The sequence below is a fragment of the Roseixanthobacter psychrophilus genome (genome assembly GCF_043195195.1).
Classification (GTDB): Bacteria; Pseudomonadota; Alphaproteobacteria; order Rhizobiales; family Xanthobacteraceae; genus NCEH01.
The window spans coordinates 1-18,559 of record NZ_JBAFWT010000060.1 but is presented as its reverse complement, the minus strand read 5'-3'; the positions used below and the strand labels follow the sequence as shown (position 1 = coordinate 18,559).

The window sequence follows — 18,559 nt, the reverse complement described above, 5'->3', positions numbered from 1 at the left end:
CCGCGATGCCCGCATCGTGGGGTGGCCAGCGGGGTTGACGGCACTAGGCGGCCGAGACCCGGACACAGGCGGCAAAGAGGAGGGGATGGGCTTCGAAGCCACCGACCACAGGGGACACCCTCCAGGCCACGCCCGCCCTCGACAGGACGCGCGCCGCAGCGCCGCCTCGTCCGGTATCCGTCATGGCCGCTCAGGACGCCCTCGCTCCCCCGGCACCGCGATGGACAATTGCTGCGCTCCGCCCGATCCCGCCGGCCGCGCCGCGCCAGCGCCCGCCGGAACCACGGACCAGCACCAACGGCAGGAACCCTCACGTCGATCCCCAGCCACGGTCCAAGCTCTATGCAAACACCCAGGCCTGATGCCAAGGCCATCCCGCCCTGGCCAGCATCGGCCCGATACACCCGAAGCTCGACGTCACCCTACAGCGGGGTCGGCGCTCCCGCCAGGCCAGCATCTCCGTGCCGAGCCGATCGCGCAGCCCGCCGAACTCGAGATCTCACGGGAACTCAGTTGAGAAGTTAAGGATTCATGCCCTCATTGACCTGTGCTAATGGAGAAAGATCTCCCAACTTGAATCGGTTCCATGAAACGCCCGACGAAGCCTTTTGTTGTCGAATACAAGCGCAGCGCGCGAAAAGCCTTCGGACCGTCGACGATCTCGGCAAGGGATATGGCTGCGAGCCTTCCGACACCCGCAGCTGATTCGATCCCGAAATCTCCGCAGGCAGCAGCCTCCGCACTGTTCGAGATCACAAGCCAGTCGAGTCCCACTTTCAATTCGGTGCCGACGGAGCCGCGTGTCTTGCCGGTCCTTACGGTTGAAGGCGACCGCACGCCTGTAACCGAGCAGGCCCAGGACGATCCCCTTCGGCTGCATGACCCGTCATCACCGGCAATCGAAGCGAGAGCGTCACCTCGCAAGACAAAGGCGCGGAAGCAAGTTGCGGTTTCCGCGCCTGCCGATATCGGTGCAGGCCCGCAGATGGCGCCGGCAGGGGATGATGGAGCGAGGGCTGGGACTTCCGAGCCGCGCGCCGCTTCACTCCCGGCAGTCCGCCGGCGCCGAAGACTGCTGGAGGGGCAAGATTGTTTGCCGCATGGGCAACGTTGGAAACGGCGATTGCCGAAGTTCATGCGGTAGCTAGCTTCTCCGCCGCTTCTTTGCGCTCACTGTAGCGGTTGGTGAGATAGGGGGAGAGATCGCGTGTCAGCAGCGTGAACTTAACCAATTCCTCCATCACGTCGACCACCCGGTCGTAATAGGAGGATGGCTTCATGCGGCCCGCCTCGTCGAATTCCTCGTAAGCCTTGGCGACGGAAGACTGGTTGGGGATTGTCACCATGCGCATCCAGTGGCCGAGCACACGAAGCTGGTTGACCGCGTTGAAGCTCTGCGAACCGCCGGACACCTGCATGAGGGCCAACGTCCGGCCCTGCGTCGGCCGTATCGCGCCAACCGATAGCGGTATCCAGTCGATCTGCGCCTTCATCACCGCGCTCATGGCGCCGTGCCGCTCCGGGCTGGTCCAGACCTGACCCTCGGACCATGCCGATAGATCGCGCAGTTCTCGCACCTTCGGATGGTCGATCTCCGCGCCGTCCGGTAGCGGCAGGCCACACGGATCGAAGATGCGGGTTTCCGCGCCGAAGTGCTTGAGTAGGCGTTCGGCCTCCAGCGTCAGGAACCGGCTGTAGGAGCGTTCGCGCAGCGATCCGTAGAGCAACAGGATTCGCGGTGGATGCGTTGAGGGCGTCGCGTGCAGCCGGTCGATGGTTGGCACGTCGAGGCAGTCGGCGGCGACGTTGGGCAGATCGTCCGGCATCAACGGTGGGCCTCGGCAATCGCCACGAGCTTGTCGCCGCGCTCGTACCAGCCCTTGGACCTGTTCACGATCCAGACAACGGTAAGCATCACCGGGACTTCGATCAGCACCCCGACGACGGTCGCGAGCGCAGCCCCGGAATGGAAGCCGAACAGGCTGATCGCAGCGGCGACCGCCAGCTCGAAGAAGTTCGATGCGCCGATCAGCGCCGAGGGGCCGGCGACGCAATGCTGCTCGCCCGCCATGCGGTTGAGGATATAGGCGAGGCCGGCATTGAAATAGACCTGGATCAGGATCGGCACGGCAAGAAGCCCGATCACCAGCGGCTGCGCGATGATCTGCTCGCCCTGGAAGCCGAACAGCAGCACCAGCGTCGCCAGCAGCGCGACCAGCGAGAGCGGACCGAGCCGGCCCAGCAGCCGGTCGAGCGCCGCCGGTCCGCCGGTCGCCAGCAGCCGGCGCCGGAGAAGCTGCGCGATGATCACCGGAATGACGATGTACAGCACCACCGATAGCACCAGCGTGCCCCAGGGCACGGTGATGGCGGAGAGTCCGAGCAGCAGGCCGACGATCGGCGCGAAGGCCACCACCATGATGGCGTCGTTGAGCGCCACCTGGGAGAGCGTGAAATGCGGCTCGCCTTTGGTCAGGTTCGACCAGACGAACACCATCGCGGTGCAAGGCGCGGCGGCGAGGATGATGAGGCCGGCAATATAGCTGTCGATCTGGTCGGCGGGCAGATGCGGCCGGAACAGCCAGCCGATGAACAGCCAGCCGAGCAGCGCCATGGAGAACGGCTTGACCGCCCAATTGATGAACAGGGTGACGCCGATGCCGCGCCAGTGGCGGCCGACCTCACCGAGGGCGGCGAAGTCGATCCTCAGCAGCATGGGAATGACCATCAGCCAGATCAGCACGGCGACCGGCAGATTGACCTTGGCGATCTCGGCAGCGCCGACCGCCTGGAAGGCGCCGGGCATGACGTGCCCGAGCGCGATGCCGGCGACAATGCACAAGGCGACCCAGAGGGTGAGCCAGCGTTCAAAAATGGACATGGTTCTTCCTCACGCCGAATTCTTCCTCACGCCGACGCAACGCGGCGGCCGCGCTCGTCGATGACGCGCTCGCCTTCTTCCTTGGTAAACGCGCCCAGTTGCGAAGGCAGCAGATCGAGAACCTCTTCTGACGGCCGGCAGAGTCTCACGCCTTTCGGCGAAACGACGATCGGCCGGTTGATCAGGATCGGATGCGCCAGCATGGCGTCGAGAAGCTGATCGTCGGTCAGGCTCGGATCGCCCAGGCCCAGTTCAGCATAGGGCGTGCCTTTTTCCCGCAGCAGCTCGCGCGTGGAAATCCCCATCCGCGCGATCAACTGGAGGAGCATCGCCCGCGACGGTGGTGTCTTCAGATATTCGATGACATGCGGTTCGACACCGGCGTTGCGGATCAGCGCCAGCGCGTTGCGCGAGGTACCACAGTCGGGGTTGTGATAGATGATGACATCCATGATCGACCTCACGCCGCGCTGTGGCGGGGCGAGGTTGCCCCTTCGAATTGGCCGATTTCGGTGAGCTTCGCCTTGAGCGAGGCCTTGTCGAGGCTTGCGACCGGCAAAGCCGCGAAGACCGAAATCCGGTTCCTGAGATAACGGAAGGCAGCGACAAAGGCGGCCTGCTTCTGGATATCCAGGCCTTCGACCACGGCGGGATCCTCGATCCCCCAATGGGCCGTCATCGGCTGGCCCGGCCATATCGGGCATGTCTCGCCCGCGGCATTGTCGCAGACGGTGAACACGAAATCCATGACAGGGGCATCCGGCATCGCGAACTCCTCCCAGCTCTTCGAGCGGAAGCCCTCGGTCGGATAGTCGAAGCTCTCCAGCACCTTCAGCGCGAACGGATTGACAGTCCCTTTCGGTTGGCTGCCGGCGGAGAAGGCACGGAAGCGGCCGCCGCCATCCTTGTTGAGAATGCTCTCGGCGAGGATCGACCGCGCCGAATTGCCCGTGCAAAGGAAGAGGACATTGTAGATACGGTCACTCATGAACAGCCTCCTGGGTGGCTTCATTTTTGGGTGTGCAGCAGGGCGACAGGTCGGCGATCAACGGGGCGCAGATCTCCGGGCGCCCGCCGCAGCAATCCTTGACGAGGTAGAAGGCAAGCTCGCGCACCGCATCAAGCTTGGCTCGGTAGATGATCGACCGGCTTTGCCGCTCGGCTTCGATGAGCCCGGCGCGTGTCAGGATCGCCAGATGGGTCGACATGGTGTTCTGCGGTACGCTCATGTGCCGGGCGATGTCGCCGGCCGGCAGCCCTTCCGGTTCGCGTGCGATCAGCAGCCGGAACACGTCGAGGCGCGTCGACTGGGCAAGCGCCGCGAAGGCGAGAATGGCTCTTTCTGATTCCATAATTCGAGATTAATCGATATATGGAATCATGTCCAGCCAAGCATGGTAGTGAAGGTCACCTGCCTGAGACGGCAGCTGCGCGGAGGCTGCGGCGAATCCATCTTGATTATTCTGGTTATCTATTTATATGGATAACCATGATAACCAACGAAGGGAACGCGGCCATGGCTGCCACCGATGCGACTGGCGCACTCGCCGGCTTCGCCACGATGACCGGCACGCCGGAGCAGGTCCGGCATCGTCTCGACCATCTCGGCGGTAAGCCGAAGCAGGTCATCGCTTTGACCCTCGAACACGGCAGTGAGCCGGCCGTGCGCGCGCTCGCCGAGACGTTCGAGAGCATCGCACCGCTTGTCGGCGCCATTCTCGCACGCCGCGAGACTGAGGCCATGCAGTCGATCCTTGAACTGTTGGTGCCTCACGTCCCTCCCCCCCAGCATATGTTGCTCGAGGCGCGGATGACGGCTGAGGCGCGCAAGGCCGTGCTGGAGAGCGGTGAATGGCTGACGGCGGCCCAGATCGCCGAGATGGCCGGCTTCAGTACCAACAATCCCAGCGCCCAGCCGAACAAGTGGAAGAAGGATGGCATTATCTTCGCAGTTCGGCATCGGGGGATCGATTACTTTCCTGGCTACGCGCTGGATCCGAAGACGGGCTATCGCCCGCTCAAGGCTCTCGCCGCCGTGCTCAAGGTCTTTAACGGCAGCAAGGACGATTGGGGGCTCGCATACTGGTTCGCCTCGGACAACAGCTTCCTCAGCGGCAAGCGTCCGCAGGATCTCCTGGTGGAGCAGTCTGAGCGCGTGATCGCGGCGGCCGAAGATGAGCGGCAAGGCGTGACGCATGGCTAAGCCGCCGGCCGAGCCGAAGCACGCAAAGGCGAAGGCCCCCGACGATGCAACGCCCCCTCCTCCGGCGGACTTGGGAGCAAAGACCTCAACGGTGATCTGGCCCAAGGGCCAGATCATTCATCGGATGCACCTGGACGCCTATCTCGGCGATCAGTTCAACCCGGGCCTCAAGGGCAATGCGCGCTTCAGCCCGATCGTCGACGGCGCCGACGTTGCAATCCCGACGCTCTATGGCGGCACGACTTTCGATTGCGCCGCCATGGAGACCGTTTTTCACGATGTCCCTTTCTCATCGGGTCTCAAGACCTACGACAAGGGCAAACTCACGGGTCAGACCTATTCGCGGCTGGAGCCACACCAGGATCTCGTCCTTGCCGATCTCAGCGCCACGGCACTTCGCAGATTGGGCGTCCGGCGCATCGAGCTCATCGACACTGAGAAAGATCGCTACCCGCAAACCCGCCCTTGGGCTGAGGCATTCTACGCCGCACGCCCCGACATTCACGGACTATGTTGGGTTTCAAGGCAGGATGATCGTGCGCTCGCGATCATCCTGTTCGGCAACCGGCTTCCGGCCGACGCGCTGCGCATGATCGCCCCGTCGCTCGAGGTTATCGGCACACCCGGCGTCTATGCGGACCTGATCTCCCTCGCGGATCGCATCGGGGTGAAGGTCGTCTCCGGGAAATCCTGACGCGGTATTAGACCGCAAGGCAACGGGTGGAACGAAAGCCTGCGTGAAAACCGATAATCAACGAGCTGTTCGTGACTAGTAACCGGCTTCTGCCCACAAAATCCGGTCCTGCTCCTGCTTCAAATCCTCCAGCGACACATCAACCATTTTGAGCTCGACGTTATACATTGGTAACGGCCAGTGTCGACCGAGTACAAAGACATGATCTTGTGTTGCAAAGTCGGCGGGCAACGCCTCCGTAACGAGCCGCTCGACAAGTTGATCCGTGAGCCGTTCTGCATCTCGCAGCGATTCATGCTCGACAAAATCCAGCGCTCCCCACACCTGCGCTGTTGCGTTCAGGCCAGGCAATGAAAACATCCCCAATGCGGCCATCGCTTCGGCGACAGCAAGAACGGATGGCTTCCGGGGCTCGAAGAAACCAGGATAGGTCTTCGGTGCATTCCAGATTGGAACGCGGTCCTCATAGGCTTCGATGTCCGCATAGAGTTTACTTTCGCGCCGATAGAGATTTGCGTTCGGAACGATATACTCTCCGACATCACCTTCTATGTAATGAGATTTGCGAAGAGGCTCGACGCGCTTTCGAAGGTCCGCAATGTCCTGGCTCCATCCGTCGCAAACCTCGGCATAAATCAATCGCTCGAGATGGCCGTAGAACCGACTGACGATCTGGCTCAATCTCGCGGCGATGAGGTGCCTTGGGCAGCGCACGGCATCCATCAAAATCAGAATCTTTGCCGCTTCCTCCTGCGCGAAGCCTGCCAACACCTCAGCCTCGCGTGGCTGCGCTGACAGATGGCAAGAGGCTGACCAAAATCCTCTGGCACTCTCCAGGAGAATGGGCAGTCCTTCCGCGATAAATCGGAGCAACTCGTCATAGGGCATCTGGCAGATGAGCTTCGCCTGCCGTTGCCCGAAATCCGGCGCCTTCCCCATCGTCAGTTGCCCTAAGGAGTTCTATTTACATGCGCCGTGTAATCCGACGTCCAGCACCGAAGGCGCCCGCCGCCGCCGATCGGAGTTGATGTGGACCACGAATGGTTGAAATAGTGACTGTCGCGCAATTCCAAGTCCAGCGCGGCGCTCATTGAACACAAAGGGCACTCAAGGATGCATCCGGAGCAGTCCGACACCCCCGACCTGGTGGCGGTTTCCGCCGCGCTCGTCGCAGCCTACGTTTCCAACAATTCCGTACCGACGGCCGAGCTGCCGAAATTGATCGATGACATCCACGCTGCCCTCCGGTCGCTGGGCGCTGCGGCGCCGATTGGGCCGGAGAAGAAACCGGGACCGGCGGTGTCGGTGCGCAAATCGGTCACGCCGGATTTCATCATCTGTCTCGAAGACGGCAAGAAATTCAAATCGCTGAAGCGGCATCTCCGCACGCAATATGGTCTGACGCCCGCAGAGTATCGGCAGAAATGGAACCTTCCGGCCGACTACCCGATGGTCGCGCCGAGCTATGCGCAATCCCGCTCAGCGCTGGCGAAGGCGTCCGGCCTTGGCCAGTTGCGCAAGGCTGCCGCTCCCGTGCCTGAGCCAATCGTCGAGGCCGCACCTGTGGTCGAGGAGAAGCCGAAACGCGCCTCGCGCATCAAGGCAAGCGCACCGACCGCGGTTGTGGCTGCGCCGGACACCGCCGCGTCGAAGCGCGCACCACGCAGGACGAAAGCCGTTGCTGAGCCGGTGGTGGAACCGGCCGCAAGACCCAAGAGGCGACGCAAGGCCGCCACAACCACCGATTCATGACGACGGTCGGCGCAGCGGGAGACCTCGACACCGGCTGCGTCATCGTCGAGGCAGGGCCGGCCTGGCCCATGCTCGGCTTGCTGCTCGCCCAAGCCGGCGTCGATGTGACGGTCGTCGAGAAGCACGAGGATTTCCTGCGCGATTTTCATGGTGACACGATTCACCTACCCGCGCTGGAGATGATGAGTCGGGCTTGCTCGACGAGTTTGTGCTCGACGTGAACATCGGTCAGGACCGCGATGTCCTTGAGCATCGCCTTGCGGCGGTTGCCGAAGCCGGGCGCTTTCACGCCGCGACCTTGAGGCGCGGCGGATGGTGGCGGCCGCGATGGCGTGACTTCCCGCTCGCGCGGCCGTGAATGGCGGATCGGCGGGAGCGTCTTGCGCCGGCCGCGCGAGGCTGGTCCATTCCCTATCGTCATGTCGACGCCATTCTGCTCGGGAGGTTTTCCGATGGACCGCCGAACCTTCCTGGCGACGGGATTTGCCCGCGTCGCCCTCGGCTCCGGAGCGATCGCGCAGCTCGAGCAGCACCTCAACGCTGCACCGGCAACCACTAACGATCGAGCGGTCTCCACGGTCCCTTTCGATCATCGGAATCCGACTCGGCCATGAAGATCTTTAGGGAAAGCGGCGCGCAATGTTGGCGGCTCGCGCCGCTCGCCCCGGACGATAACATAGCCGTCGCGCGGGAGCCCTCGTAGAAGGCCTGTCTGACGGAGCTGGACGAATCCTCCTCGGTGAGGCCGACAGCCTCGTGAACGAATGCCTCGGCCAGCGAGATTGTTCCGTCAGGCGGCCTGCTCGGTGAGCAGGCCGCCTCGCTTCATCGTCGAAAGTCGGCCATGAGGGGCTTGGTCAAAGCGCCCGCTTGATCTCCGCGTAGTCGCCATTGGTACGCAGCGTCAACGTAACGTCGGCGCGGTCGCGGTTTCGCCAGAACCAGCCGTGGTTGCCGTCGAAGGCAGCCTCCAGCACTCCTTCGGCGCCCGGCACCGAGCGCCCCTTCTCGTAGCTGGTCTGCTGCCCGCCGCCGTCGCCATGAAGGTCGAAGTTCACGACACCTCCGGTGACGGTCCAAGAGAAGTTCACGCGGGCACCCTGATTCATCACCAGCTTGACCTCGGTGCCTTCGCCCGGCTTCAGCGTGATCGTCATCACATCAGTGCGGCCTGCCGGGGTCTGCGCCGCAGCCGAACCGATCACCAGCTCGGCGAAGATCCTGGCGGCCAGGCTGGAACGTTGATCAGGCGTCGGCAGCGCGGCCGGGATTTCTCCCTGCTGGCCGGCTGCACGATCCCGTTCCGCCTCATCGGCGAGCTGGGTCTTGATCTCGCCCATCTCGGCCAGGCCAAGCGCGCGCCCGATGCCGGTCGGGTCGATGGCGTACTCGGCCGGCAGGACGATGGTGACCAGGATCGCCGCCGCCGCGACGATGGCGATGATGGTGGAGCGGAGAAGCTGCTTCGAGGTCGGCAGCTCGGCGCGGGTCGGAATATCGGTGTTGTACATGGGAGGAATCCTTTTTCGGATGTTCAGGAGACGACCCAGCCGGTGAGCTGATAGCCGATCAGCACGAACCCGGCGGTCATCATGACGGTGTTGGCAGTGTAGGCATGGCGCCAGAAGCTGTCGGTTCGGCGCCAGTAGCCCATGACGATCAGGATGGCGGCGAGCGCCAGGAGCTGGCCGATTTCCACGCCGACATTGAAGGCGAGAAGGTTCGGCACGAGACCGTCGGGCGAGATGTTGTATTCGATGATCTTGGTCGACAGGCCGAAGCCGTGGAAGAAGCCGAAGATCAGGGTGGCGATCTTGGTGTTCGGCTGGAAGCCGAGCCAGCGCTGGAAGGCGCCCATATTGTCGAGCGCCTTGTAGACCACCGACAGGCCGATGATCGCATCGATGATGTAGCTGTTAATCCCGACGTTGAAATAGACGCCGAGCAGCATGGTCGTGGAGTGGCCGAGCGCGAACAGGCTCACATAGATGCCGATGTGCTTCATCCGGTAGAGGAAGAAGATCACGCCGAACAGGAACAGGATGTGGTCGTATCCCGTCACCATGTGCTTGGCGCCGAGATAGATGAAGGGCAGCAGGTTGATGCCGGTGATCTCCTGGATGTAGCCCTTGTCGCCTTCGGCCACGGCATGGGCGAAGGCCGCCCCGCCGAGCAGCGGCAGGGTCAGGAGAGCGATGAGCATGGGAAGGGCGAGCCGCCAGCGCGCGCAAGGCGTGCGTGGCGGGCCCTCGTAGAAGGGTCCTTGCATGAGAATTCCTATCGTCGTCGTTTGAGGGTGGCCGCGTGCGCGGCCGCGATCATGCGAGGAGGATCGGTCTCGGAGGGCGTTCAAGCCGGAAACGGGTTTCCAGATCGGCAAACGACGGCGGGTAAGCCAGCCAACTCCGACCTATCGAGGGAGCCGGCTGTGCGATGCCGGGAAGCATGCTCGCTGTCTCATGGGTATGATCGGCTGGATTGTGGCCGTGGGAATGGCCAGGGCTCTGCTCGTCGGCTTCGCCGTCGTCATGGCTGTGGTCGTGTGCTTCGATCTGCGCTGCCAATTCAGCATGACGGGCTGCTTCGGCGGACGCAAGCGCGACCGGATTGTGCGAGGCGGAGCTGCCCATTGGGGACAACAGCATGCCGATCGTCATCGCGACGGCGATGACGAAGCGAAAGGCTGCGCTGTAGGCCCAGTTCGGCATAGCTCAACGACTATTCACTCAAATCTTAACGAATCGTTGTCGGGCCGGAATCATCTGCCGGTCGACGCCTTTTCATATCCTCTCCAGGGGGATAGTATCAAGCCCATGAACGAAACCCTTCACGTCCACGAAACCCACCCCGAGATCGTCAAGCGGCTGAAGCGCGCCGATGGGCACCTCAAGGGCATCATCGAAATGATCGAGGCCGGCAGACCCTGCCTCGATATCGCCCAGCAGCTTCATGCGGTCGAGAAGGCAGTCTGTCAGGCCAAGCGGACGCTGATCCAGGACCATCTCGACCATTGCCTTGAAGACGTCGTCGGCCCGCTGGCGCGCGAGCAGCGCCGCTCGATCGACGAGTTCAAGGAAATCACCAAGTACCTGTGAGTCCCCGATGCCGTCCTTCGCCGAGCTGATCCAACAGAGTTCCGGCCACGCCTGGCTGTTCATCCCGAGCGCGATCCTGCTCGGTGCGCTGCACGGGCTGGAGCCCGGCCATTCCAAGACGATGATGGCGGCCTTCATCGTCGCCGTCCGTGGAACCGTGACGCAGGCCGTGCTGCTCGGCCTGGCGGCGACGGCGTCGCACACCCTCGTCGTGTGGGGCATCGCGCTCGGCGGCATGTATCTCTGGCGGGGTGTCGATGCCGAGACGTTCGAGCCGTATTTCCAGCTCGCCTCGGCAGCGATCATCATCGCGATCGCGCTGTGGATGCTCTGGCGCACGTGGCAGGATCAGCAGCGGGCCAAGGCCGCAGCCGGCGATCACGGCCATGGGCACGATCATCCTCACCCACATGGAGATCATGATGATAGCCACGCCCATGAGGGTCATCATGGGCACGATCATGGCCATGGCCATGGCGGTCATGCCCATGGGGAGGATATCCGCCGCATCGACACTGGCCATGGCGTCGTCGCGGTCGAGGTGTTCGAGGATGGCGTGCCGCCGCGCTGGCGCATCCGCACCGAGCGCGGTCACGCCTGGACGGCCGGTGACGTGACCGTCGTCACCGAGCGGCCGGACGGCGCACGGCGGGCCTTCACCTTCGTCGACCGTGGCGGCTATCTCGAATCCGTCGACGAGATTCCCGAGCCGCATGAGTTCATGGCGCGGGTCAGCCTCGGCCATGGCGGCCACACCCACGACTACGACCTGTCCTTCGTCGAGGGACAGGGCCACGACCACATGCACGAGGAACTGCGCGGGCTCGAGGTGGCGACCGACGGCTATCAAGACGCGCACGAGCTGGCGCACGCCAACGACATCCGCCGCCAGTTTGCCGACCGCGACGTCACCACCTGGCAGATCATCATGTTCGGGCTGACCGGCGGTCTGATCCCATGCCCGGCGGCGATCACCGTCCTGCTGCTCTGCCTTCAGCTCAAGGAGTTCACGCTCGGCTTCGCGCTGGTGCTGTGCTTCTCGATCGGTCTGGCCATCACCCTTGTCACCGTCGGCGCGGCTGCGGCACTGAGCGTCCGCCACGCGACCAAGCGCTGGTCGTGGTTCTCGACCTTCGCCCGGCGGGCCCCCTATTTCTCCAGCCTCCTCATCATCGCGGTCGGCCTCTACGTCGGATACCACGGTTGGGCGGGACTATCCGCCGCCGGGGCCTGATGCGCTCACGTTTCAAGCCAAGACCGCAATCCGAGATAGCGAGCCGATCATGATGTCCGAGATATCAGGCGCCGAAAGCGTTGCACCGGCGCCCATGGCGGTTCCACAGGGCTGGCGATCGCTGATGACGCGCGAGCGTTGGTTCGAGGTCGCGCGCATCGTCTTTACCGGCCTGATGGCGTTGCTGTATTGGCGGCAGCTCATTCCGATACAAGCCTTGTGGGTGGCCGTTGCCATCGGCTTGTATCCGCTTGTCAAGACCGGCGTCGTTGACCTCGTAAATGAGCGCAAGATCGGCACCGAGATATTCGTCACCATCGCCACGGTGGTCGCGCTGATCGGAGGCGAGACCGTCGCCGGCGCGGTCCTCATGGTGATCATTCTGATCGCCGAGTTCATCGCCGATCTGAATATGGCTCGCGCGCGAGCCTCTATCAAAGACCTGATCGGCTCCGTGCCGCAGGTTGCGCTTGTGAGAGACGCGCGCGGCGAACGCATTGTCCCGATCGAGAAACTGCGCGCAGGCGACGTTGTCTTGGTGCGGGCCGGCGAGAAGATCCCGGTCGACGGCACCGTCGTCGGCGGAGCGGCTTCGGTCAACGAAGCGTCGATCACGGGCGAGAGCATTCCGAAGGACAAAAGCGACGGTGCCGATGTCTTTGCGGGGACCATCGTCGAATCCGGCGCTTTGGACATCGAGACCGAGAAGGTCGGTGCCGACACCACCTTTGCCCGCATCATCAGTCTGGTCGAGAATGCCGAAGCGGAACAGGCACCCGTCCAGAAACTGGCGGACAAGGTCGCGTCATGGCTGATTCCGGTCGTGCTGATCTTCCTCGTTGCGGTTTATCTTTATACTCGCGACATCCGGATGATCGTCACTCTGCTGATTTTTACATCGCCTGCCGAACTCGGATTGGCGACCCCGCTGGTGATCATCGCAGCCATTGCGCGGGCCGCACGCAGCGGAATTCTGGTCAAAGGAGGCATCTATCTGGAGTCGTTGGCCAAGGTCGACGTCCTGGTGTTCGACAAGACGGGCACCTTGACCGCGAACAAGCCCGAGGTCGTCGGCGTCGAGATGCAGGACGGCACGATTTCGGAAGCTGATCTGATCAGCCTTGCCGCCGCCGCTGATCGGCGCTCGGCTCACCCCTTGGCGAAGGCAGTCGTCAACTATGCCGCCCGGATGAAAATCGACATCCCGGAACCGGAGCAGTATGAGCAGTTGCAGGCGCGCGGTGTGAAGGCGACGGTCTCCGGCCGTACCGTGCTGGTCGGGAATGCATCCTTGTTGCGCGAGAGCGGCGTGCCGCTTTCCGACGCGATCGAGAATGGCGGACAGACGCCGGTTCACGTCGCGATCGATGGCAGGTTCGCGGGCGTGATCTTCATTGCGGACACATTGCGGCCCGGTGCGCGCGAAGCGCTGGCACGACTCCGCGCGACCGGGGTCAAGCGCATGGTGATGTTGACAGGCGACAATGAGGCCACGGCGCGGACCATCGCTAAGGAACTCGGCGTGGATGAAGTGCGTGCCGATTTGATGCCGCAGGACAAGGTCGCCGCCATCGCCGAACTGCAAAAGCAGGGCCATCGCGTGGCGATGGTCGGCGACGGCATCAACGACGCGCCGGCGCTGGCACGCGCCGATGTCGGCATTGCGATGGGCGGCGGCGGCACGCAGGCGGCGCTGGAGGCCGCCGACATTGCATTGATGAAGGATGATCTCGCAAAAATTGTCAGCGCCCGCGCGATTGCTCGACGCGCTTACCGGACAATTCAAGAGAACCTCTTCGTTGGCGTCGGTGTTGTGCATGTCTTGGGCATTACCGCGGCGCTGATGGGCTGGATTGGCCCCATCGAGGCCGCCATGTTGCACTTGGGTCCTGATATCCTGGTATTCCTGAATTCAGCAAAATTGCTGCGCATTCGCATCCGTGACGTTTGACAATGCGTTGTGGCCTTTCGCCGTTGAGCATGCTCGTCGCTACGGCACCCTCATCCCGGTCAAGTGCAGCAACTCGACAGGACCAGAGTGATGGCCGATCTCGCCGTCTATGCCGGCCTGTTCATGGCAGCGCTTGCCGCCGCGACCATCCTGCCGATGCAGTCGGAAGCGGTTCTGGTCGGGTTGCTGCTTGCGGATTATTCGCCGTGGCTGCTGATCACGGTAGCGAGCGTCGGCAATGTGCTGGGATCGGTGATCAACTGGCTGCTCGGGCGCGGCATCGAGCGGTTCCGGGACCGGCCCTGGTTCCCGGCAAGCGGCGCGAAGCTGGAGCGCGCGCAGCACTGGTATCGGCGCTATGGAAAATGGTCGCTGCTGCTGAGCTGGGCGCCGATCATCGGCGATCCGCTCACCGTCGTCGCCGGCGTCCTGCGTGAGCCGTTCCCGATGTTCCTGCTGCTTGTCACGATCGCCAAGATTGGCCGCTACCTTGTTCTCGCGGCCGCAACATTGGGATTCGCATGACGCAGATGCTCCAGGAGCTGATCAGTTTCCAGCGCGAGATCTATCTGGCTTTTGCGAACCAGATCACCGCGTTCGCCAATGGCGGCGGCTGGAGCGCGTTTCTGGTCTATCTGCCCATGGGCATCCTTTTCGGCGCCGCCCACGCCATGACGCCGGGCCACAGCAAGGCGGTGCTGGCCACCTATCTTGCCGGATCGCCGCTCGGCCTGATCCGTGGTCTGACCGTCTCGCTCGCGCTCTCCTTCACCCATGTCACCATGTCGGTGATCATCGCGCTGCTGGCGCTGCCGCTGGTCTCGATCAGCCTGGGCAGCGTCGGGCGCGCGCCGATGCTCGAAGACGTCAGCCGTGGGCTTCTCGGCCTGATCGGCCTGTGGATGCTGTATCGCGCCTTCCGGCATAGGCCGCACCAGCATGACCACGGCGAAGGCATGGCCTTCGGCTTCATGGCCGGCCTCATCCCTTGCCCGCTGACGCTGTTCGTCATGACCTTCGCGATTTCGCGGGGCGTGCCGGAGGCCGGCGTCGCCTTCGCCGTCACGATGATGATCGGCGTTGCGCTGGTCCTGTCGCTGGTGGCGCTCGCGACCGTCCTGTTCCGCCAGAGGGTCGTTCACCTGATCGAAGGCCGGCCGCTGCTGCTGGACAGGATTACAAGAGGCATCGAGGGGAGCGCGGGGCTGCTGCTCACCGCCATAGCCATGCACGAGCTGATCTGGCGATGAAGCCGGAAGCAAGCCGCTTCATCCGCCGGACGGTCTGCCCCATCGTCACCCGGCGATGCTAGAAGTATATCGCCTATCCACAGTCCGAGGCGGCAGGCGCCGCCCGAGAGGAGACCATGCCTGGTACCGATGGCAGTAGTATCGCCGACCTGATCGGGATACTCGCCGTGCTTGTTCTCGTTGCCGCAAATGGATTTTTCGTCGCGGCAGAATTTTCCCTCGTTGCCGTCCGCCGAAGCCGTGTCACGGAACTCGTGGCGGCGGGGAAGATGAACGCTTCCGCTCTCAAGCGCGCCGTCGACAATCTCGACGCCAATCTTGCCGCGACGCAGCTCGGCATCACCCTTTCGTCGCTGGCGCTCGGCTGGGTCGGAGAACCGGCGCTGGCGCATCTGATCGAGCCCCTGTTGAGCGGCCTGCCCGGATCGCTCGCCACCGCCGGCTCGCACACCATCGCCGTCGTCATTGCCTTCGCCATCATCACCACGCTGCACATCGTGCTCGGCGAACTGGCGCCGAAGAGCCTTGCGCTCCAGCGCAGCGAGACCACGGCGCTCTGGGTCGTGCGGCCGCTCGGCATGTTCCTGTTCCTGCTCCGACCGGCGATCATCTTGCTCAACGGCTTGGGCAACCTCGTGCTGCGGCTCTGCGGACTGCAGCCGGGTGCCGGTGAGGGATCACTGCATTCACCCGAGGAGCTCAAGCTGCTGGTCGCCGCCAGCCAGGAAGCGGGCCTGCTTCATCAGGCCCAGCAGGAGGTCGTCGAGCGGGTCTTCAACATTGGCGACCGGCGCATTGCCGACATCATGACGCCACGCCGCGACATCGACTGGATCGATGCGGATGACGGCGCGGAGGAGATCCTGCGCACCATCCGCGAATGCCGCCACGAGCAGCTTCTTGTCGGCCGTGGCAGCATTGACGAGCCGCTCGGCATGATCCTGAAGAAGGATCTCCTCGATCAGGTCCTCGACGGAAAAACCCTCGATCCAATGGCGGTGATCCGTGAACCGCTGATCGTCCACGAAGCATCTCCGATCTTCCGCGTGCTCGAGCGCTTCAAGAAGGCGCCGGTGCGCCTGGCGATCGTCATCGACGAATACGGTAGTCTCGACGGCATCGTCACCCAGACCGACCTGTTGGAGGCCATCGCCGGCGATCTGCCGGACGCGGAAGGTGAAGACCCGGATGTGGTCGAGCGCGAGGATGGCTCGCTGCTGATCGACGGCATGATGGCGGCGCACGATGCCTTTGCCCGGCTCGGCTTCAAACTGCGTTCGGCGGACGGCGATTTCCACACCATCGCCGGGTTCGCGCTCGCTCGGCTCGGACACCTTCCCGAGGTCGGGGAGCATTTCCACTATGAGGGCTGGCGGTTCGAAGTCATCGACATGGACGGGAGGCGGATCGACAAGCTGCTGGCCCGTCGGGAGACCGCGAAAGGGTCTTGAGGCCAGCCACAGGCTTGCGAATAGAGGACCTTGCGGGTAGGTTGAGGTTAAGGGGCTATTCGCGATTGCCCCGTGAGGCGGCAGCCCAAACATCGCGTCCATCGTTCCCCACAAGGGAGTGGACGCTCATGCCGTCTAACACCGAAATCACCACGTCTCAACTCGCCCGCCTGGTCGGCATCCCCTCCGCACCGGCGATCATCGACGTTCGCACGCCCGAGGACTACGACGCCGATCCGCGTCTCCTCCCGGCGGCTGTCCGCCGGAACTTCCAGACCGTCACGAACTGGACGGCCTAGTTCGCCGGCCGCGACGTCGTCGTCGTCTGCCAGAAGGGCCAGAAGCTCAGCCAGGGCGTGACCGCCTGGCTCCGCCATGGGGGAATCAGTGCCGAAACCCTCGAAGGCGGCTTCGAGGCCTGGAGGTCGGCCGGCGGACTGCTGGTCAAGACCGAAAAGCTGCCGCCGCGCGATGAGCAAGGCCGCACCGTCTGGGCGACACGCGCGCGACCGAAGGTCGACCGCATCGCCTGTCCCTGGCTCATCCGCCGCTTCATCGATCCGACCGCCGTGTTCCTGTTCGTCGCGGCGACCGAAGTGGCCGCCGTCGCCGAACGCTTCAACGCGACCGCCTTCGACATCGACGACGTGTTCTGGAGCCACCGTGGCGAACGCTGCACCTTCGACACCATGGTCGAGGAGTTCGGCCTGACCTCGGAGCCACTGGACCGCCTGGCAACCATCGTGCGAGCGGCGGACACGGCGCGGCTTGATCTCGTGCCGCAGGCGGCCGGCTTCCTCGCCGCCTCGCTGGGCCTATCGCGGATGTTCCGCAACGATCTCGAACAGCTCGAAGCGGGCCTGCTGCTCTACGACGCCTTTTATCGCTGGTCCCGCGACGCGACCGAGGAAACGCACAACTGGCCGTCTAGCCAGAAGCTGGCATGAGGGAGGCGACCATGTCGATCACCCTCACGACGGATGATTCCGTCTCCACGCCTGCAGCCCCGACCTTCGCTGAAGCCACCAGGGTATGGGCCAGGATCGGCCTTCTCAGCTTTGGCGGGCCGGCCGGACAGATCGCCCTGATGCACAAGGAACTGGTCGAGGAGCGCCGCTGGATCGGCGAGCAGCGTTTCCTGCACGCCCTCAACTATTGCATGCTGCTGCCAGGACCCGAGGCGCAGCAGCTCGCCACCTATATCGGCTGGCTGATGCATCGAACCGTCGGCGGCCTCGTCGCCGGCATCCTGTTCGTCCTGCCGGGCGCCTTCGTCATGCTGGGCCTCAGCATCCTCTATGTGCTGTACCGCGAGGTGCCGCTGATCGACGCGGTGTTCTTCGGCGTCAAGGCGGCGGTCCTCGCCGTCGTGGTCGAGGCGGTGTTGCGGATCGGTCGGCGGGCGCTCAAGAACAGCGTGATGATCGCGATTGCCGTCGCGGCTTTCATCGGCATCTACGTCTTTCGCATTCCGTTTCCGCTGATCATCCTGATCGCGGGTCTCGTTGGCTGGATCGGCAGCCGGCAGGCGCCGCAGCTCTTCGCCGCCGGGGGGCATGGCTCCAAGGGGGCCGTGCCCGAGTTCAAGGGCGTCGTCGATCTCATGTTCGAGCGCGGCGAACTTACCCATGCCGAACCCTCCTGGGGGCGGGCCTTTCGGGTGATCGCCGTCTGGCTGCCGATATGGCTCGGGCCGGTCCTGTTGCTCTGGCTCCTGACCGGCACCTCCAGCGTCTGGACCCAGCTCGGCGCCTTCTTCAGCTCGATGGCGGTCGTCACCTTTGGCGGCGCCTATGCTGTCCTCGCCTATGTGGCGCAGGCCGCCGTCGACACCTTCGGCTGGCTCGCGCCGGGCGAGATGGTCGATGGGCTCGGCCTCGCCGAAACGACGCCGGGGCCGCTGATCATGGTGCTCCAGTTCGTCGGCTTCCTCGCCGCCTATCGGACGCCCGGCGTTCTCGATCCGCTACTGGCCGGCTGTCTCGGTGCTCTCCTGACCACCTGGGTCATGTTCGCACCGTGCTTTTTCTGGATCTTTCTTGGGGCGC

Annotated in this window: 20 protein-coding genes and 2 pseudogenes; 13 read left to right on the top strand and 9 right to left on the bottom strand. The window is 63.7% G+C overall.

Annotation, left to right across the window (positions count from 1 at the left end; translation table 11 throughout):
- Nucleotides 1-1,133: 1,133 nt before the first annotated feature.
- From arsH to V5F77_RS26280, 5 genes are read right to left on the bottom strand one after another with little or no spacing between them, the layout of a single operon-like run.
- Nucleotides 1,134-1,826 (bottom strand): arsenical resistance protein ArsH, encoded by a 693-nt coding sequence (gene arsH / locus V5F77_RS26300; RefSeq protein WP_429008077.1) that lies wholly within the window; start codon nt 1,824-1,826, stop codon nt 1,134-1,136.
- The gene (gene arsB / locus V5F77_RS26295) at nt 1,826-2,881 is read right to left on the bottom strand and encodes an ACR3 family arsenite efflux transporter (RefSeq protein WP_429008076.1); all 1,056 of its coding nucleotides are present in this window, start codon (nt 2,879-2,881) and stop codon (nt 1,826-1,828) included. Before arsB ends, arsH begins: the two co-directional genes overlap by 1 nt.
- Nucleotides 2,882-2,907: 26 nt before the next feature.
- Complete coding sequence (arsC, locus tag V5F77_RS26290; RefSeq protein WP_429008075.1) at nt 2,908-3,333, bottom strand: arsenate reductase (glutaredoxin); 426 nt, start codon at nt 3,331-3,333, stop codon at nt 2,908-2,910.
- Nucleotides 3,334-3,341: 8 nt separating this feature from the next.
- Nucleotides 3,342-3,869, bottom strand: coding sequence for an arsenate reductase ArsC (locus tag V5F77_RS26285; protein WP_429008074.1), 528 nt, complete (start codon nt 3,867-3,869; stop codon nt 3,342-3,344).
- Nucleotides 3,862-4,233, bottom strand: a complete 372-nt coding sequence (locus tag V5F77_RS26280) for an ArsR/SmtB family transcription factor (protein ID WP_394072514.1) — start codon at nt 4,231-4,233, stop codon at nt 3,862-3,864. Before V5F77_RS26280 ends, V5F77_RS26285 begins: the two co-directional genes overlap by 8 nt.
- A 164-nt stretch (nt 4,234-4,397) precedes the next feature.
- Between V5F77_RS26280 and V5F77_RS26275 the strand changes: the two genes are divergently transcribed.
- Entirely contained in the window at nt 4,398-5,084 is a 687-nt protein-coding gene (locus V5F77_RS26275) for a hypothetical protein (protein WP_429008073.1), read from the top strand.
- Nucleotides 5,077-5,778, top strand: a complete 702-nt coding sequence (locus V5F77_RS26270) for an RES family NAD+ phosphorylase (RefSeq protein ID WP_394103204.1) — start codon at nt 5,077-5,079, stop codon at nt 5,776-5,778. Before V5F77_RS26275 ends, V5F77_RS26270 begins: the two co-directional genes overlap by 8 nt.
- A 75-nt stretch (nt 5,779-5,853) precedes the next feature.
- Here the strand turns inward: V5F77_RS26270 and V5F77_RS26265 are convergent, their stop codons facing one another.
- The gene (locus V5F77_RS26265) at nt 5,854-6,717 is read right to left on the bottom strand and encodes a hypothetical protein (RefSeq protein ID WP_298316525.1); all 864 of its coding nucleotides are present in this window, start codon (nt 6,715-6,717) and stop codon (nt 5,854-5,856) included.
- Between the two features lie 174 nt (nt 6,718-6,891).
- On the opposite strand from V5F77_RS26265, the gene V5F77_RS26260 reads away from it, so the two are divergent.
- The 3 genes and pseudogenes from V5F77_RS26260 to V5F77_RS26250 all read left to right on the top strand — a co-directional run bounded on the left by V5F77_RS26260 (nt 6,892) and on the right by V5F77_RS26250 (nt 7,888).
- Nucleotides 6,892-7,530: a MucR family transcriptional regulator gene (locus V5F77_RS26260; protein WP_429008072.1), complete on the top strand. Its 639-nt coding sequence runs from the start codon at nt 6,892-6,894 to the stop codon at nt 7,528-7,530.
- A pseudogene (locus V5F77_RS26255) lies at nt 7,527-7,715 on the top strand (FAD-dependent monooxygenase); the annotation flags it as partial. The gene V5F77_RS26260 and the pseudogene V5F77_RS26255, both read left to right, overlap by 4 nt.
- Nucleotides 7,716-7,723: 8 nt before the next feature.
- Nucleotides 7,724-7,888, top strand: coding sequence for a hypothetical protein (locus tag V5F77_RS26250; RefSeq protein WP_298316528.1), 165 nt, complete (start codon nt 7,724-7,726; stop codon nt 7,886-7,888).
- 499 nt (nt 7,889-8,387) lie between these two features.
- Here V5F77_RS26250 and V5F77_RS26245 read toward each other — a convergent pair whose 3' ends face one another.
- The 3 genes from V5F77_RS26245 to V5F77_RS26235 all read right to left on the bottom strand — a co-directional run bounded on the left by V5F77_RS26245 (nt 8,388) and on the right by V5F77_RS26235 (nt 10,238).
- Nucleotides 8,388-9,041 (bottom strand): transmembrane anchor protein, encoded by a 654-nt coding sequence (locus V5F77_RS26245; protein ID WP_298316530.1) that lies wholly within the window; start codon nt 9,039-9,041, stop codon nt 8,388-8,390.
- 23 nt (nt 9,042-9,064) lie between these two features.
- Complete coding sequence (locus tag V5F77_RS26240; RefSeq protein ID WP_394072548.1) at nt 9,065-9,733, bottom strand: HupE/UreJ family protein; 669 nt, start codon at nt 9,731-9,733, stop codon at nt 9,065-9,067.
- Nucleotides 9,734-9,848: 115 nt separating this feature from the next.
- Entirely contained in the window at nt 9,849-10,238 is a 390-nt protein-coding gene (locus tag V5F77_RS26235) for a hypothetical protein (RefSeq protein WP_394086189.1), read from the bottom strand.
- Nucleotides 10,239-10,343: 105 nt separating this feature from the next.
- Between V5F77_RS26235 and V5F77_RS26230 the strand changes: the two genes are divergently transcribed.
- From V5F77_RS26230 to V5F77_RS26195, 8 genes and pseudogenes are all read left to right on the top strand, one after another.
- Nucleotides 10,344-10,625, top strand: coding sequence for a metal-sensing transcriptional repressor (locus V5F77_RS26230; protein WP_394072527.1), 282 nt, complete (start codon nt 10,344-10,346; stop codon nt 10,623-10,625).
- Between the two features lie 7 nt (nt 10,626-10,632).
- Nucleotides 10,633-11,859 (top strand): nickel/cobalt efflux transporter, encoded by a 1,227-nt coding sequence (locus tag V5F77_RS26225; protein WP_429008071.1) that lies wholly within the window; start codon nt 10,633-10,635, stop codon nt 11,857-11,859.
- A 49-nt stretch (nt 11,860-11,908) separates the two neighbouring features.
- Nucleotides 11,909-13,810, top strand: a complete 1,902-nt coding sequence (locus V5F77_RS26220) for a heavy metal translocating P-type ATPase (RefSeq protein WP_429008070.1) — start codon at nt 11,909-11,911, stop codon at nt 13,808-13,810.
- A gap of 90 nt (nt 13,811-13,900) precedes the next feature.
- The gene (locus V5F77_RS26215; protein WP_429008069.1) at nt 13,901-14,335 is read left to right on the top strand and encodes a YqaA family protein; all 435 of its coding nucleotides are present in this window, start codon (nt 13,901-13,903) and stop codon (nt 14,333-14,335) included.
- Nucleotides 14,336-14,340: 5 nt separating this feature from the next.
- Nucleotides 14,341-15,060, top strand: coding sequence for a nickel/cobalt transporter (locus V5F77_RS26210; protein WP_429008078.1), 720 nt, complete (start codon nt 14,341-14,343; stop codon nt 15,058-15,060).
- A gap of 116 nt (nt 15,061-15,176) precedes the next feature.
- Nucleotides 15,177-16,511 (top strand): hemolysin family protein, encoded by a 1,335-nt coding sequence (locus V5F77_RS26205; protein WP_429008068.1) that lies wholly within the window; start codon nt 15,177-15,179, stop codon nt 16,509-16,511.
- A gap of 128 nt (nt 16,512-16,639) precedes the next feature.
- A pseudogene (locus tag V5F77_RS26200) lies at nt 16,640-17,458 on the top strand (chromate resistance protein ChrB domain-containing protein).
- Between the two features lie 11 nt (nt 17,459-17,469).
- Nucleotides 17,470-18,559, top strand: a 1,090-nt coding sequence (locus V5F77_RS26195; RefSeq protein ID WP_429008067.1) for a chromate transporter, incomplete at its 3' end; no start/stop codon positions are given.

Bases quoted from the DNA above. Each gene is read 5' to 3' on its own strand.
- arsH (WP_429008077.1), bottom strand. From the start codon at position 1,826: ATGCCGGACGATCTGCCCAACGTCGCCGCCGACTGCCTCGACGTGCCA.
- arsB (WP_429008076.1), bottom strand. From the start codon at position 2,881: ATGTCCATTTTTGAACGCTGGCTCACCCTCTGGGTCGCCTTGTGCATT.
- arsC (WP_429008075.1), bottom strand. From the start codon at position 3,333: ATGGATGTCATCATCTATCACAACCCCGACTGTGGTACCTCGCGCAAC.
- V5F77_RS26285 (WP_429008074.1), bottom strand. From the start codon at position 3,869: ATGAGTGACCGTATCTACAATGTCCTCTTCCTTTGCACGGGCAATTCG.
- V5F77_RS26280 (WP_394072514.1), bottom strand. From the start codon at position 4,233: ATGGAATCAGAAAGAGCCATTCTCGCCTTCGCGGCGCTTGCCCAGTCG.
- V5F77_RS26275 (WP_429008073.1), top strand. From the start codon at position 4,398: ATGGCTGCCACCGATGCGACTGGCGCACTCGCCGGCTTCGCCACGATG.
- V5F77_RS26270 (WP_394103204.1), top strand. From the start codon at position 5,077: ATGGCTAAGCCGCCGGCCGAGCCGAAGCACGCAAAGGCGAAGGCCCCC.
- V5F77_RS26265 (WP_298316525.1), bottom strand. From the start codon at position 6,717: ATGGGGAAGGCGCCGGATTTCGGGCAACGGCAGGCGAAGCTCATCTGC.
- V5F77_RS26260 (WP_429008072.1), top strand. From the start codon at position 6,892: ATGCATCCGGAGCAGTCCGACACCCCCGACCTGGTGGCGGTTTCCGCC.
- V5F77_RS26245 (WP_298316530.1), bottom strand. From the start codon at position 9,041: ATGTACAACACCGATATTCCGACCCGCGCCGAGCTGCCGACCTCGAAG.
- V5F77_RS26240 (WP_394072548.1), bottom strand. From the start codon at position 9,733: ATGCTCATCGCTCTCCTGACCCTGCCGCTGCTCGGCGGGGCGGCCTTC.
- V5F77_RS26235 (WP_394086189.1), bottom strand. From the start codon at position 10,238: ATGCCGAACTGGGCCTACAGCGCAGCCTTTCGCTTCGTCATCGCCGTC.
- V5F77_RS26230 (WP_394072527.1), top strand. From the start codon at position 10,344: ATGAACGAAACCCTTCACGTCCACGAAACCCACCCCGAGATCGTCAAG.
- V5F77_RS26225 (WP_429008071.1), top strand. From the start codon at position 10,633: ATGCCGTCCTTCGCCGAGCTGATCCAACAGAGTTCCGGCCACGCCTGG.
- V5F77_RS26220 (WP_429008070.1), top strand. From the start codon at position 11,909: ATGATGTCCGAGATATCAGGCGCCGAAAGCGTTGCACCGGCGCCCATG.
- V5F77_RS26215 (WP_429008069.1), top strand. From the start codon at position 13,901: ATGGCCGATCTCGCCGTCTATGCCGGCCTGTTCATGGCAGCGCTTGCC.
- V5F77_RS26210 (WP_429008078.1), top strand. From the start codon at position 14,341: ATGCTCCAGGAGCTGATCAGTTTCCAGCGCGAGATCTATCTGGCTTTT.
- V5F77_RS26205 (WP_429008068.1), top strand. From the start codon at position 15,177: ATGCCTGGTACCGATGGCAGTAGTATCGCCGACCTGATCGGGATACTC.